Consider the following 13,950-nt stretch of genomic DNA (forward strand, 5'->3'; position numbering starts at 1 on the left):
GGCTTCCCGTGTCAGTTCTGCTGCGGCGCTGCGGCAACGGTCGGGTTCGCTGCCGGTGCGGCGGCGGCCTTCATCTGCTCGGCGTTCTTGCATTCGTTGGCCAGCTGCTGACCCTTCTTGGAGTCCAGCAACAGGCCCTTGGCGGGGATACCGATCCAGACCAGGCCCATCTTGCGGTTTTCGAAGCGGTTGGCGCCGGTGGTGGTTTCCACACGGGTCAGGCGGTGGATGCGCTTGTCCCAGCGGATGGCGATGTGCTTGTCGTCGGTCTCGTTCTTCCAGATGGTCAGCTTGTGGCCCATTTCGCACTGGAAGTCGGCCGACAGGGTGCCGCCCAGTTCGGGTTCGCTGTCGTCATCCTCGGCGTCCGACGAGAAGGGCATCTTGGAAGCCGGAGCCGCGGCGGCAGCGGCTGCGGCCTTCTTGGCCGGCACCTTCTTGACCACCTTCTTCTTGGCAGCGGGCTTGGCGGCGGTGGCGGTCTCGGCCTGTGCCGGGCTGATGCCGGCGGTGGCGAACAGGGCGCCCAGCAGGGCGATCAGGGTCAGGTGCTTTTTCATGTGCGGTGATCGAAACGGTCTTTACTGCGTGGTTGAGGGGGAGTCGCCGGCGGCGAACCAGACTAGGATTTCCGGCGGCAGCGCCACGCCAGTGGCGTGGGCGCGTTGCAGGATACTCCAGTAATAGCGATAACTGGCCCGATCGTGCAGGTTGCCCAGGTGCTGGATCGGACCCCATTGCACCGACTGCGCCTTGAGCAAGATCTGTGCCGCCAGTTCGGCCTCCTCGGTGGAGGGCGACATGGCCTGCACGATGGGACGGATCTGGTCCGGATGGATGCTCCACATCCGGGTGTAGCCAAATTCCTGTGCCGCCCGGCGCGCATCATCGGCCACGGCGGCGGGATTCTTGATGTCGGTGGTCACGTTATGCGACGGCACCTTGCCGTGCGCATGGCAGGCGGCGGAAATCTCCAGCTTGGCGCGGCGCACCAGCGGGTGGTCGAACTGCCCGGGGGAGCGCATGGCGCTGCCGGGGATGGCGCCGTAGTGCGCCGAGACGAAATCCATGACTCCGAACGACAACGACTGGACCTGGGGCAGGGCGGCGATGCGTGCGGCATCGGCCAGCGCGCCGTGGGTCTCGATCAACACCTGCACCGGCAGTTGCGCACGGCCGGCGCCAGCGGCCACGCGATTGATGCTCTCCAGTGCGCGCAGCACGTCGGCAATGCCTTCCGGCTTGGGCAACATCACGTAGGCCAGCTCGCGCGCAGCGGCGCCGCAGACGATGGCCACGTCCTGCTCGAAATGCGCATGGCCCACGTCATGCAGGCGCGCGCCGATGCGGCGGTGGACATTGTCGGGGCCGGCGATGAGCGAGGCGACCAGCTCGGCGTGCGCGGCTTCATTGCCGGCGGCGGCGCCGTCTTCGCAGTCGAAGGTGATGTCGAACCGGGGACCGAGTTCCTCCTGCAGGGCCATCGACTTGCGCATCAGCTTTTCGGAGCCGGCGTAGTGATCGCACACCGGGAGCGAAACCGGCTGCTGGGCACCTGGGAACAAGACCTGGGAAGGATGCATTGCTGCGAATGGGACTGGGGTAAGGTTGTCGGATCGATCGGTATTGCGATATTGCGGGTATTGCCGGTATTTCAGTAAGACGACGGGCGCGGCGATTGAAGACCGCCGCGCCCTGGTCAATTAGCCGACCAGATGCTTCACGCCTTCACGCTCTTCCAACAGCTCCTTGAGGGTGATGTTGATGCGCTCTTGCGAGAACTCGTCGATCTCCAGACCCTGGACGATCTTGTACTCGCCGTTTTCGGTGGTCACCGGGAAGCCGAACATGGTGCCTTCGGGGATGCCGTAGGAACCGTCCGAGGGGATGCCCATGGTGGTCCACTTGCCGTTGGTGCCCAGCACCCAGTCACGCACGTGGTCGATGGCCGCGTTGGCTGCCGATGCTGCCGAGGACAGGCCGCGGGCTTCGATGATGGCCGCGCCGCGCTTGCCGACGGTGGGCAGGAACACGTTCTTGTTCCATTCCTGGTCGTTGATGGTGTCCTTGACGGAGGCACCATCGGCGGTGGCGAAGCGGTAATCGGCGTACATGGTCGGCGAGTGGTTGCCCCAGACGCACAGCTTTTCGATGGCCGAGACCGGCTTGCCGATCTTGGCCGCCACTTGCGACAGCGCACGGTTGTGGTCCAGGCGCAGCATGGCGGTGAAGTTCTTGGCCGGCAGGTTCGGTGCCGACTTCATGGCGATGTAGGCGTTGGTGTTGGCCGGGTTGCCGACCACCAGGACCTTGACGTCACGCGAAGCGACGGCATCCAGTGCCTTGCCCTGCACGGTGAAGATCTGGGCGTTGGCTTCCAGCAGGTCCTTGCGCTCCATGCCGGGACCACGGGGACGGGCGCCCACCAGCAGGGCGATGTCGGCATCCTTGAAGGCGGTCATCGGATCGCTGTGGGCGGTCACGCCAGCCAGCAGCGGGAAGGCACAGTCATCGATTTCCATGATGACGCCCTTCAACGCCTTCTGTGCCTTCTCATCGGGGATTTCCAGCAGTTGCAGGATGACCGGCTGGTCTTTGCCCAGCAGGTCGCCGTTGGCGATGCGGAACAGCAGGGAGTAACCGATCTGACCGGCGGCGCCGGTGACGGCAACACGCATGGGGGCTTTAGCCATGTTGAATCTCCAAAAGAGGTGATGAAAAAAAGCGTTCAGACTGCATGAAGCGCACGTTGCGGTCGCGTCGCGGAGAGCGCGGCAGGGCCGTCTGCGGTTGCTTCTGGTTTGCGCAGGAAATTGCGCGACTTCCTCGAATTCTTGTTAGGCCGCCATGATACCGTCGAAAACGCAGCGAGTCAGTTGCTTTCGGTTCGGGCTCTGCCGACAAATCAAAAACCTGTCAAACTTGTGCTCTGCCTGCATGAAAACGCCGCCTTCGATGGGTCTGGATGAGAGCGATTCTCGTTAGCGCCCTCCGGCCTGTAAATCGCACCCGGTCTGCCTTGCAGGTCTTCAGGTTGCTCGCGAGTGTAGGCCTGCGAAAGAGCGCTGTCAATCAATATCTTATGTCTTATATAAGACATATTATTGCCTAGTTTTTGCTGGACGCCGGAAGGGATTTTGTGGTGAAATTCGAGGTTATGAGCTCGATCCTGCCTAATTCGAACAACGCCGACGCGCATGCCGCGGGGGCGGGTGCTGCCAGTCCTGCGCCCACCTTCAGTCCGTTGTACCAGCAGATCAAGGCGCTCATCATGCAGCGCCTGGAGGCCGGTGAGTGGAAGCCCGGCGAGCTCATTCCCAGTGAGGTGGAGCTGGGCAATCGATTCAAGGTCAGTCAGGGCACGGTGCGCAAGGCCATCGACGAACTGGCGGCCGAAAACCTGGTGGTGCGCCGCCAGGGCAAGGGGACCTTCGTTGCCACCCATCATGAGACCCAGGCGCAGTTCCGCTTCCTGCGGTTGATGGCCGACAGCGACGAGCCGCAGCGTCCCGAGAACAAGATCATCGAAGTCAAGCGCGTGCGCGCGTCGGCCGAAGTGGCCCGTCAGCTCGACATGAAGTCGGGCGACTCCGTCATTTTCATTCGCCGGGTAAAATCGTTCAATGGCGTTCCTATCATCCTCGAAGACATCTGGCTGCCCGGCGCCATCTTCAAGGGGCTGACGGCCGAACGCCTGGTGGAATACCGCGGGCCGCTGTATGGCCTGTTCGAGTCGGAGTTCGGCACGCGCATGATCCGTGCCGAAGAGCGCATCCGTGCCGTCGGGGCGGATATGGATGCGGCAGAGTTTCTGGGCGTGGCGCCCCAAACGCCGTTGCTGAGTGTGGAGCGGGCTTCATTTACCTATGGCGACAAGCCGGTGGAAATGCGGCGCGGGCTGTACCTGACGACGAATCATCATTACCAAAGCGAGTTGAGCTGAGCGGACGACGCTGTTTTGTCCCGGGTCGGTGGCAACCGCCCGTGCAGCGGGAGGGGCCGGGCGCTAGGCCCTGCCGGCATGCTGCGAAGCGCAATAAAAGTTGATGGTGATTTCGAAAATCGGCGAAAATTGCATATTGTTTTAAACTGAGGAGAACCTTGTATGTCTGAAGCCGCTAAACCACAACGGCCGCAATTTCGTAACATACACCTAACCCAAATTGCCGGCTATCGCATGCCCCTGGCCGCTCTGGTCTCGATCATGCACCGCATCAGCGGTCTGTTCCTGTTCCTGATGCTTCCTTTCATCCTGTTCCTTCTGGACAGCAGCCTGCTCTCGGAAGGTACCTTCGCCTATCTCAAGGGCTTCACCTCCGGCTGGTTCGTCAAGCTGGTCATCCTGGCCCTGTCCTGGGCCTACCTGCATCACTTCTGCGCCGGCATCCGCCACCTGATCATGGATAACCACATCGGTCTGGACAAGGACAGCGCACGCAAGTCCTCGGCAACTGTCCTGGTGATCAGCATCGCGCTGATGATCCTGGTCGCATTGAAACTGTTCGGAGCTTTCTGAAAATGGCTGATAACAACATCGGACCCAAGCGCCTGGTCGTCGGCGCCCACTATGGCCTGCGTGACTGGCTGGCGCAACGTGCCACCGCCGTCGTGATGGCTGTCTACACCGTGATCCTGCTGGTGTGCTTCTTCACTTCGACCAACTTCAGCTACCAGGGCTGGGCGGCGCTGTTCTCGCATCAATGGTTCAAGGTCGCCACCTTTGCCGTGTTCATGGCGCTGTTCTTCCACGCCTGGATCGGCGTGCGTGATGCGCTCATGGACTACGTCAAGCCGGTCGGCATTCGCCTGGTCCTGCAAGTTGCCACCATCCTGTGGCTGATCGGTTGCGCTGGCTATGCTGCGCAGATTCTCTGGAGAAACTAATCGTGGCTGCAATCAAATCCGCCATCACTACCCGCCGCTTTGATGCGGTCATCGTCGGCGCCGGTGGCTCCGGCATGCGCGCCTCGCTGCAACTGGCCGAAGCCGGTCTGAACGTCGCTGTCCTGTCCAAGGTCTTCCCGACCCGCTCGCACACCGTGGCTGCCCAAGGCGGCATCGGCGCTTCGCTGGGCAACATGTCGGAAGACAACTGGTACTGGCACATGTTCGACACCGTCAAGGGGTCGGACTACCTGGGTGACCAGGACGCCATCGAATTCATGTGCCGCGAAGCACCGAAGGCCGTCTACGAGCTGGAACACTTCGGCATGCCCTTCGACCGCAACCCTGATGGCACCATCTATCAGCGTCCGTTCGGCGGCCACACTGCCAACCTGGGTGAAAAGCCGGTGCAGCGCGCCTGTGCTGCTGCCGACCGTACCGGTCACGCACTGCTGCACACCCTGTACCAGCGCAACGTGCGCGCCAAGACCCACTTCTTCGTCGAGTGGATGGCGCTGGACGTGATCCGCAACGAAGAGGGCGACGTCCTCGGCGTGGTGGCACTGGAAATGGAAACCGGCGAAATCATGATGTTGCACGCCAAGACCACCCTGTTCGCCACCGGCGGCGCGGGTCGTATCTGGGCCGCATCGACCAATGCCTTCATCAACACCGGCGACGGCATGGGCATGGCGGCACGCGCCGGCCTGCCGCTGCAGGACATGGAATTCTGGCAGTTCCACCCGACCGGCGTGGCCGGCGCGGGCGTGCTGATTACCGAGGGTGTGCGCGGCGAAGGCGGCATCCTGATCAACAGCAACGGCGAACGCTTCATGGAGCGCTATGCGCCGACCCTGAAGGACCTGGCACCGCGTGACTTCGTCTCGCGTTCGATGGACCAGGAAATCAAGGAAGGTCGCGGCGTCGGTCCCCACAAGGACCACGTGCTGCTGGATCTGCGTCACATCGGCGCCGATACCATCAAGAAGCGTCTGCCCTCGATCCTGGAAATCGCCCACAAGTTCGCCAACGTCGATGCGACCAAGGAACCGATTCCCGTCGTGCCGACCATCCACTACCAGATGGGTGGCATCCCCACCAACATCCACGGCCAGGTGGTCGCGCCCAAGGGCGGTTCGATGAAGGAAGTGGTGCAGGGCATGTACGCCATCGGCGAATGCGCCTGCGTGTCGGTGCACGGCGCCAACCGCCTGGGCACCAACTCGCTGCTGGACCTGGTGGTCTTCGGCCGCGCCGCCGGTAACCACATTGTCGGCAGCCGCCTGCAGGACCAGAGCCACAAGCCTATCCCGGCCGGCGCCCTGGACCGTTCGCTGGAGCGCATCGCCCATCTGGAAAACAGCACCGGTTCCGAGCGTGTGCAGGACGTCGCCAACGACATCCGCGCCACCATGCAGAAGTACTGCGGCGTGTTCCGTACCGACGCCCTGTTGAAGGAAGGCTATCAGAAGATCATGGAACTGGATGAGCGTCGCAAGCACGTCTCCTTCAAGGACAAGTCCAAGGTCTTCAACACCGCCCGCGTGGAAGCGCTGGAGCTGGACAACCTGATCGAAACCGCCAAGGCCACCATCACCTCGGCCGAAGCCCGCAAGGAGTCGCGCGGCGCCCACGCGCAAAGCGACCACGAGCAGCGCGACGACGTGAACTGGCTCAAGCACACGCTGTGGTTCTCCGAGGGGAATCGTCTCGACTACAAGCCGGTCAACCTGCAGCCGCTGACCGTCGAGACCTTCAAACCTAAAGCACGTACTTTCTAAGAGGTCGCAACATGACTCGCACCCTGAAATTCAAGATCTATCGTTACGATCCGGACAAGGACGACAAGCCGTACATGCAAGACCTGACGGTGGAACTCAAGCCCACCGACAAGATGCTACTGGATGCCCTGCAACGCATCAAGTCCGACGTCGACGATTCGTTGGCGCTGCGTCGCTCCTGCCGCGAAGGCGTGTGCGGCTCCGACGCCATGAACATCAACGGCAAGAATGGTCTGGCCTGCATCACCAACCTGAACGAGCTGACCGAACCCATCGTTCTGAAGCCGCTGCCCGGCCTGCCGGTGATCCGCGACCTGATCGTGGACATGACCAACTTCTTCAAGCAGTACGATTCGATCAAGCCCTACCTGATCAACGACAGCATCCCGCCCGAGAAGGAGCGCCTGCAGTCGCCCGAGCAGCGTGAAGAGCTGGATGGCGTGTACGAGTGCATCCTGTGCGCCTGCTGCTCGACCTCCTGCCCGTCGTTCTGGTGGAATCCGGACAAGTTCGTCGGCCCGGCCGGTCTGCTGCAAGCCTACCGCTTCATCGCCGACAGCCGCGACGAAGCCACCGGCGCGCGTCTGGACAACCTGGAAGACCCGTACCGCCTGTTCCGTTGCCGTTCGATCATGAACTGCGTCGATGTCTGCCCCAAGGGTCTGAACCCCAACAAGGCCATCGGCAAGATCAAGGAATTGATGGTCCGTCGCTCGGTGTAAGCCGAATGGGTGTGATGCCTGCCAGAGCCGCCGTGCATGGCGGGCTGCAGCGAGGGGAAGCAGGGCTGGAAGCGGCTTCCCCGACCGGTTCCTTCAGGTTTGGTCCGGTTGAAGTGATTGGAAAGACAAGAAATGAGCGAGTTCATGACTGAACAGCGTCATCAGGATGATCCAGCCAAGCGAGCGAGACTGCGCTGGCGCGCGCGCCGCGGGCTGCTGGAGAATGACCTGATCCTGACGCGCTATCTGGATGCCAACGAGGCACAGATGAGCGACGACGAGGTCGATGCCTTCTCGCGCCTGATGGACCTGACCGACAACGACCTGATGGATCTGCTGCTGGCCCGCAAGGAGCCGGAAGCGGCGGTTGATCTGCCCCAAGTGCATGCGTTGCTGAAGAAACTGCGTACTGCCTGACTGTTGCACGAATATTGCGCCTGGCCACAAGCCAGACCGATTTTGCTCGATCGCGGCCTGTTCCAACTCGCCACCCGGCGCATCCGAACCATGATGCCGCCCGGCTTGCGGTCGCGGCTTTTGATTAACGGTTTCACCATCCCAGCAAAAGGAAAAGCTATGTCCAATACCGATATCAAAGCTACCCTGTCGTTCTCCGACGGGTCTCCGTCCGTAGATTTTCCTATCTACAAGGGCAGCATCGGTCCTGATGTGATCGATATCCGCAAGCTGTACGGCGCCACCGGCAAGTTCACCTACGACCCCGGCTTCATGTCGACGGCGTCCTGCAACTCCTCCATCACCTATATCGATGGCGACAAGGGCGAGCTGCTGTACCGTGGCTATCCGATCGAACAGCTGGCAGTGAACTGCGACTTCCTGGAATCCTGCTACCTGCTGCTGCACGGCGAGCTGCCCACTGCCGACCAGAAGGCCGAGTTCGTCACCACCGTGACCCAGCACACCATGGTCCACGAGCAGATGAACTTCTTCTTCCGTGGTTTCCGTCGCGATGCTCACCCGATGGCCGTACTGACCGGCTCGGTTGGCGCGCTGTCGGCCTTCTACCACGACTCGCTGGACATCTCCAATCCGAATCACCGCGAAGTGTCGGCCATCCGTATGATTGCCAAGCTGCCGACCCTGGTGGCCATGGCCTACAAGTACAGCATCGGCCAGCCCTTCGTGTATCCGCGCAATGACCTGTCGTATACCGCCAACTTCATGCGCATGATGTTCGCCAACCCGTGCGAAGAGTACAAGGTCAATGAAGTGCTGGTCCGCGCGCTGGACCGCATCCTGATCCTGCACGCCGACCACGAACAGAACGCCTCGACCTCGACCGTGCGTCTGGCCGGCTCCTCCGGTGCCAACCCGTTCGCATGTATCGCCGCCGGCATCGCCTGCCTGTGGGGCCCTGCCCACGGCGGTGCCAACGAAGCTGCACTGAACATGTTGGAACAGATCGGCTCGGTCGAAAACATCCCCGAGTTCATCAAGCAGGTGAAGGACAAGAACTCCGGCGTGAAGCTGATGGGCTTCGGTCACCGCGTCTACAAGAACTACGACCCGCGTGCCAAGCTGATGCGCGAAACCTGCTACGAAGTCCTGAACGAACTGGGCCTGCACGATGACCCGCTGTTCAAGCTGGCCATGGAGCTGGAAAAGATCGCTCTGGAAGACGACTACTTCGTTTCCCGCAAGCTGTATCCGAACGTCGACTTCTACTCGGGCATCGTGCAGCGCGCTCTGGGTATCCCGACCTCGATGTTCACCTGCATCTTCGCCATGGCCCGTACCATCGGCTGGATCGCCCAGTGGAACGAAATGATCTCGGACCCGGAACAGAAGATCGGCCGTCCCCGTCAGCTGTTCGTTGGCTCGCCGCGTCGCGACGTGCCGCCGATCGACAAGCGCTGATCGGTCTGCCAGCTGTCGCTTGTTGTCTGCCCGTTGTCGGACAGACAACGGGTGGTGCAAGAGGCATCATCCCGTCCCCCGGGAGTCGATGGGGGAGGGTGAGAAGCCCGTGCGACAAGGCTTTGCGGTCCAGCGTTGGTTGCCGGAAACGCCCATTGCTTCTGGTTTCAAATAAAAAAGCGAATCCCTTAGGATTCGCTTTTTTATTTGATATTAGGAGATATAATTCCGATGCGCTGACTGGATGACGTACAGAAGTTCAGGTAGACAAGGTCCTTCCCCACAACTTGATGCAATCCGCTAACCGGTCAGGCCGTGTCGCGGAAGGTGTAGAAACCCGCTAATCTCGCGAAGCGCGAAGAAAGGTGAGCAAATGACAAAGCTCTACGAGCAATACAACATCAACTCCTACCTGTTCGGTGGGAATGCTCCGTACATCGAAGAACTGTACGAAGCCTACCTGAACAATCCTGGCTCTGTCCCCGATAACTGGCGTGCTTATTTCGACGCCGTGCAACACGTCCCCGCCACCGACGGCTCCACCCGTCCCGATGTGGCCCACGCTCCGGTGATCGCATCCTTCGCCGAACGTGCCAAGCAAGGCCCCATCCGCACCGTCATCGCATCCGCCGACTCCGACATGGGTCGCAAGCGCGTCGCTGTCACCCAGCTGATCGCCGGCTACCGTGACCTCGGCTCCCGTTTCGCCAACCTGGACCCGCTGCAACGCCAGGAACGCCCCAACATCCCCGAACTCGATCCCTCCTTCTACGGCTTCACCGATGCCGACATGGACATCGTGTTCAACATCAACAACACCTACTTCGGCCCGGAAACCGCGTCCCTGCGTGACCTGCTGCAGATGCTGCGCGACACCTACACACGCTCCATCGGCGCCGAGTTCACCTACATCTCGGACATGGCCGAAGTGCGCTGGCTGGAAGAGCGCCTGGAGCCGACCCGTGCCCTGCCCAGCTTCTCTTCGGACAAGAAGAAGCACATCCTGGAGCGCCTGACCGCTGCCGAAGGCCTGGAACGTTACCTCCACACCAAGTACGTCGGCCAGAAGCGCTTCTCGCTGGAAGGCGGCGAATCCTTCATCGCCTCCCTGGATGAAACCATCCAGCGCGCCGGTGAAAAGGGTGTGCAGGAAATCGTGATCGGCATGGCCCACCGCGGTCGCTTGAACGTATTGGTCAACATCCTGGGCAAGACCCCGCAGGAACTGTTCTCCGAGTTCGAAGGCCGTCACGCCGACGACCTGCCGGCCGGTGACGTCAAGTACCACCAGGGCTTCTCCTCGGACGTGTCCACCCCGGGCGGCCCGGTCCACCTGTCGCTGGCCTTCAACCCCTCCCACCTGGAAATCGTCAACCCGGTGGTCGAAGGTTCGGTCAAGGCCCGTATGGATCGCCGCGGCGACAAGGATGGTTCGCAAGTGCTGCCGATCCTGGTACACGGTGATGCCGCCTTCGCCGGCCAAGGCGTGGTGATGGAAACCCTGAACCTGGCCCAGACCCGTGGCTACGGCACCGGTGGTACCGTCCACATCGTCATCAACAACCAGATCGGCTTCACCACTTCCGACCCGCGCGACTCCCGTTCGACGCTGTACTGCTCGGACGTGGTCAAGATGATCGAAGCCCCGGTGCTGCACGTCAACGGCGATGATCCGGAAGCCGTCGTGTTCGCCACCCAGATCGCTGTCGACTACCGCATGAAGTTCAAGAAGGACATCGTGGTCGACATCATCTGCTTCCGCAAGCTGGGCCACAACGAGCAAGATACGCCTGCTCTGACCCAGCCGCTGATGTACAAGAAGATCGCCCAGCACCCTGGTACCCGCAAGCTGTACGCCGACAAGCTGGTCACCCAGCAGACCATCCCCGCCGACGGCGGTGAAGAACTGGTCAAGGCCTATCGCGCCGCGATGGATGCCGGCAAGCACGCCATCGACCCGGTGCTGACCAACTTCAAGAGCAAGTACGCCGTCGACTGGCTGCCGTTCCTGAACCGCAAGTGGACCGATGCTGCCGAGACCGCCGTGCCGATGGCCGAGTTGAAGCGCCTGGCCGCCAAGATCACTACCGTCCCTGAAGGCTTCAAGGTGCACTCGCTGGTCGAGAAGGTCTTGAACGACCGCGCCACCATGGGCCGTGGCGAGATGAACCTGGACTGGGGCATGGGTGAACACCTGGCCTACGCCAGCCTGGTCTCCTCCGGCTATGCCGTGCGCCTGACCGGTCAGGATGCCGGCCGCGGCACCTTCACCCACCGCCACTCGGTGCTGCACGATCAGAACCGCGAGCGTTGGGATGCCGGTACCTTCATCCCGCTGCAGAACGTGGCTGAAAACCAGTCCACCTTCACCGTGATCGACTCGGTGCTGTCCGAAGAAGCCGTGCTGGCCTTCGAATACGGCTACTCGACCGCTGAACCGAACACCCTGACCATCTGGGAAGCCCAGTTCGGCGACTTCGCCAACGGTGCCCAGGTCGTCATGGACCAGTTCATCAGCTCCGGCGAAGTGAAGTGGGGCCGTGCCTCGGGTCTGGTGCAGATGCTGCCCCACGGCTACGAAGGCCAGGGTCCGGAACACTCCTCGGCACGTATCGAGCGTTACCTCCAGCTGTGCGCCGACAACAACATGCAGGTCGTGCAGCCCACCACCGCTGCGCAGATCTTCCACCTGCTGCGTCGCCAGATGATCCGCCTGTTCCGCAAGCCGCTGATCATCATGACGCCGAAGTCGCTGCTGCGTAACAAGGATGCCGGTTCGCCCCTGTCCGACCTGGCCAAGGGTTCGTTCCAGACCGTGATCCCGGAAGTCGATGAAACCATCGACGCCAAGAAGGTCAAGCGCATCGTCGCCTGCTCGGGCAAGGTGTACTACGACCTGGTCAACGCCCGCAAGGAACGTGGTCAGACCGATACCGCCATCATCCGCGTCGAACAGCTGTACCCGTTCCCGCACAAGGCGTTCGCGGCTGCACTGAAGCAGTTCCCGAACTTCAACGAACTGGTGTGGGCGCAGGACGAGCCGCAGAACCAGGGCGCATGGCTGCAGATCCAGCACAACATCTTCGAGAATCTCTCCGAAGGTCAGAAGCTGGCCTATGCAGGCCGCCCGGCCAGCGCCTCGCCGGCCGTCGGTTACTACGACAAGCACTACGCACAGCAAAAGGCGCTGATCGAAACCGCCTTCGCCAAGCTCAAGGGCTTTGTCCTGACCAAGTAAGCATTGTTGCGAACGGGGCGTACTGCGAGGGCAGTACGTCCCTGTTTCCATAAAACGAATCACCCGAAAATCGGAGAACCCTAATGGCTCAAATCGAAGTAAAAGTCCCGCAGTTGTCGGAATCCGTCGCAGAAGCGACCCTGTTGCAATGGCACAAGAAGGTCGGCGAACCTGTCGCCCGTGATGAAAACCTGATCGACATCGAGACCGACAAGGTCGTCCTGGAACTGCCCTCGCCGGACGCCGGCGTCATCACCCAGATCATCAAGGCTGACGGCGCTACCGTCGTGGCCGGCGAAGTCATCGCCATCCTCGACACCGACGCCTCCGCCCAGGTCGCCCCGACCGAAGTCAAGGCTGCTCCTGCTCCGCAATCGACCAACGAACCGACCCCGGTGGCTGCTCCCGAGCTGGCTTCCAAGGGCGATGTCGCCATGCCCGCCGCCGCCAAGCTGCTGGCCGACAACAACCTGTCGACCTCGCAAGTCACCGGTACCGGCAAGGATGGCCGCGTGACCAAGGGCGACGTCCTGGGCGCACTGTCGGCTCCTGCTGCTGCTCCCGCCGCTGCCGCCAAGCCGGCCCTGGCTGCTGTTGCCGCACCGGTCAAGGCTGGTCTGGAAAGCCGTCCGGAACAACGCGTGCCGATGAGCCGCCTGCGTGCCCGCGTGGCAGAGCGTCTGGTGCAATCGCAATCGACCAACGCCATCCTGACCACCTTCAACGAAATCAACATGCAGCCGGTCATCGACCTGCGCAACAAGTACAAGGACAAGTTCGAGAAGGAACACGGCGTCAAGCTGGGCTTCATGTCCTTCTTCGTCAAGGCTGTCGTGCACGCCCTGAAGAAGTACCCGATCGTCAACGCCTCGGTCGACGGTAACGACATCGTCTACCACGGCTACTTCGACATCGGCGTGGCCGTCGGTTCGCCACGCGGCCTGGTGGTGCCCATCCTGCGTGATGCGGACCAGATGTCGATCGCCGACATCGAGAAGAAGATCGGTGAATTCGGCCAGAAGGCCAAGGACGGCAAGCTGTCCATCGAAGAACTGTCGGGCGGTACCTTCACCGTCTCCAACGGCGGCACCTTCGGTTCCATGCTGTCGACCCCGATCATCAACCCGCCGCAATCGGCGATCCTGGGCATCCACGCCACCAAGGAACGTGCAGTGGTCGAAAACGGCCAGGTCGTGGTGCGCCCGATCAACTTCTTCGCGCTGTCCTATGACCACCGCATCATCGACGGCCGCGAAGCCGTCCTGTCGCTGGTGGCCATCAAGGAAGCCCTGGAAGATCCCGCCCGCCTGCTGCTGGACCTGTAATGACCGCCGGAGGGGCTACTGCGCAACCCGATCTCGCTGCTGCGATGCTCGCCGTACGACAGTACGGCTGCGCTTCTCGCAGCGACCTCGGGCTGCTCGCTACGCCCCTCCGACGGCCCACA

The 13,950-nt window shown here is 61.8% G+C and carries 12 protein-coding genes; 9 read left to right on the plus strand and 3 right to left on the minus strand.

Going from position 1 to position 13,950, the window contains the following annotated elements; all coding sequences use genetic code 11:
* Window positions 1-11 precede the first annotated feature (11 nt).
* From HFRIS_RS10345 to HFRIS_RS10355, 3 genes are all read right to left on the minus strand, one after another.
* Window positions 12-560: a hypothetical protein gene (locus HFRIS_RS10345; RefSeq protein WP_006463274.1), complete on the minus strand. Its 549-nt coding sequence runs from the start codon at window positions 558-560 to the stop codon at window positions 12-14.
* Between the two features lie 21 nt (window positions 561-581).
* A complete protein-coding gene (locus tag HFRIS_RS10350) occupies window positions 582-1,583 on the minus strand; it encodes an HpcH/HpaI aldolase/citrate lyase family protein (RefSeq protein ID WP_006463275.1) in 1,002 nt (333 codons plus the stop codon).
* A 120-nt stretch (window positions 1,584-1,703) separates the two neighbouring features.
* Window positions 1,704-2,693, minus strand: a complete 990-nt coding sequence (locus tag HFRIS_RS10355; protein WP_006463276.1) for a malate dehydrogenase — start codon at window positions 2,691-2,693, stop codon at window positions 1,704-1,706.
* Between the two features lie 464 nt (window positions 2,694-3,157).
* Between HFRIS_RS10355 and HFRIS_RS10360 the strand changes: the two genes are divergently transcribed.
* From HFRIS_RS10360 to odhB, 9 genes are all read left to right on the plus strand, one after another.
* On the plus strand, window positions 3,158-3,943 hold the full coding sequence (locus tag HFRIS_RS10360) for a GntR family transcriptional regulator (protein ID WP_006463277.1): 786 nt from the start codon (window positions 3,158-3,160) through the stop codon (window positions 3,941-3,943).
* Between the two features lie 162 nt (window positions 3,944-4,105).
* On the plus strand, window positions 4,106-4,516 hold the full coding sequence (gene sdhC, locus HFRIS_RS10365) for a succinate dehydrogenase, cytochrome b556 subunit (RefSeq protein ID WP_039875248.1): 411 nt from the start codon (window positions 4,106-4,108) through the stop codon (window positions 4,514-4,516).
* Between the two features lie 2 nt (window positions 4,517-4,518).
* The gene (gene sdhD / locus HFRIS_RS10370) at window positions 4,519-4,884 is read left to right on the plus strand and encodes a succinate dehydrogenase, hydrophobic membrane anchor protein (RefSeq protein ID WP_006463279.1); all 366 of its coding nucleotides are present in this window, start codon (window positions 4,519-4,521) and stop codon (window positions 4,882-4,884) included.
* 2 nt (window positions 4,885-4,886) lie between these two features.
* Window positions 4,887-6,665 carry a succinate dehydrogenase flavoprotein subunit gene (sdhA, locus tag HFRIS_RS10375; protein WP_006463280.1) on the plus strand — a complete coding sequence of 593 codons (1,779 nt, stop codon included), beginning with the start codon at window positions 4,887-4,889 and terminating at the stop codon, window positions 6,663-6,665.
* An 11-nt stretch (window positions 6,666-6,676) separates the two neighbouring features.
* Window positions 6,677-7,387, plus strand: coding sequence for a succinate dehydrogenase iron-sulfur subunit (locus tag HFRIS_RS10380; protein ID WP_006463281.1), 711 nt, complete (start codon window positions 6,677-6,679; stop codon window positions 7,385-7,387).
* A 132-nt stretch (window positions 7,388-7,519) separates the two neighbouring features.
* Window positions 7,520-7,804, plus strand: coding sequence for an FAD assembly factor SdhE (locus HFRIS_RS10385; RefSeq protein WP_008329929.1), 285 nt, complete (start codon window positions 7,520-7,522; stop codon window positions 7,802-7,804).
* 159 nt (window positions 7,805-7,963) lie between these two features.
* A complete protein-coding gene (gltA, locus tag HFRIS_RS10390; protein WP_006463286.1) occupies window positions 7,964-9,265 on the plus strand; it encodes a citrate synthase in 1,302 nt (433 codons plus the stop codon).
* A 373-nt stretch (window positions 9,266-9,638) separates the two neighbouring features.
* Window positions 9,639-12,503, plus strand: a complete 2,865-nt coding sequence (locus tag HFRIS_RS10395; protein ID WP_006463288.1) for a 2-oxoglutarate dehydrogenase E1 component — start codon at window positions 9,639-9,641, stop codon at window positions 12,501-12,503.
* Window positions 12,504-12,586: 83 nt separating this feature from the next.
* Window positions 12,587-13,828, plus strand: coding sequence for a 2-oxoglutarate dehydrogenase complex dihydrolipoyllysine-residue succinyltransferase (gene odhB / locus HFRIS_RS10400; protein WP_006463290.1), 1,242 nt, complete (start codon window positions 12,587-12,589; stop codon window positions 13,826-13,828).
* The last annotated feature ends 122 nt before the right edge of the window (window positions 13,829-13,950 follow it).

The organism is Herbaspirillum frisingense GSF30, assembly GCF_000300975.2.
Lineage (GTDB): Bacteria > Pseudomonadota > Gammaproteobacteria > Burkholderiales > Burkholderiaceae_D > Herbaspirillum > Herbaspirillum frisingense.

Excerpts from the sequence above, each read along its gene's own strand:
- sdhD (WP_006463279.1), top strand. The coding sequence starts at position 4,519 with ATGGCTGATAACAACATCGGACCCAAGCGCCTGGTCGTCGGCGCCCAC.
- gltA (WP_006463286.1), top strand. The coding sequence starts at position 7,964 with ATGTCCAATACCGATATCAAAGCTACCCTGTCGTTCTCCGACGGGTCT.
- HFRIS_RS10385 (WP_008329929.1), top strand. The coding sequence starts at position 7,520 with ATGAGCGAGTTCATGACTGAACAGCGTCATCAGGATGATCCAGCCAAG.
- HFRIS_RS10380 (WP_006463281.1), top strand. The coding sequence starts at position 6,677 with ATGACTCGCACCCTGAAATTCAAGATCTATCGTTACGATCCGGACAAG.
- HFRIS_RS10355 (WP_006463276.1), bottom strand. The coding sequence starts at position 2,693 with ATGGCTAAAGCCCCCATGCGTGTTGCCGTCACCGGCGCCGCCGGTCAG.
- HFRIS_RS10360 (WP_006463277.1), top strand. The coding sequence starts at position 3,158 with ATGAGCTCGATCCTGCCTAATTCGAACAACGCCGACGCGCATGCCGCG.
- HFRIS_RS10350 (WP_006463275.1), bottom strand. The coding sequence starts at position 1,583 with ATGCATCCTTCCCAGGTCTTGTTCCCAGGTGCCCAGCAGCCGGTTTCG.
- sdhC (WP_039875248.1), top strand. The coding sequence starts at position 4,106 with ATGTCTGAAGCCGCTAAACCACAACGGCCGCAATTTCGTAACATACAC.
- HFRIS_RS10345 (WP_006463274.1), bottom strand. The coding sequence starts at position 560 with ATGAAAAAGCACCTGACCCTGATCGCCCTGCTGGGCGCCCTGTTCGCC.
- odhB (WP_006463290.1), top strand. The coding sequence starts at position 12,587 with ATGGCTCAAATCGAAGTAAAAGTCCCGCAGTTGTCGGAATCCGTCGCA.
- HFRIS_RS10395 (WP_006463288.1), top strand. The coding sequence starts at position 9,639 with ATGACAAAGCTCTACGAGCAATACAACATCAACTCCTACCTGTTCGGT.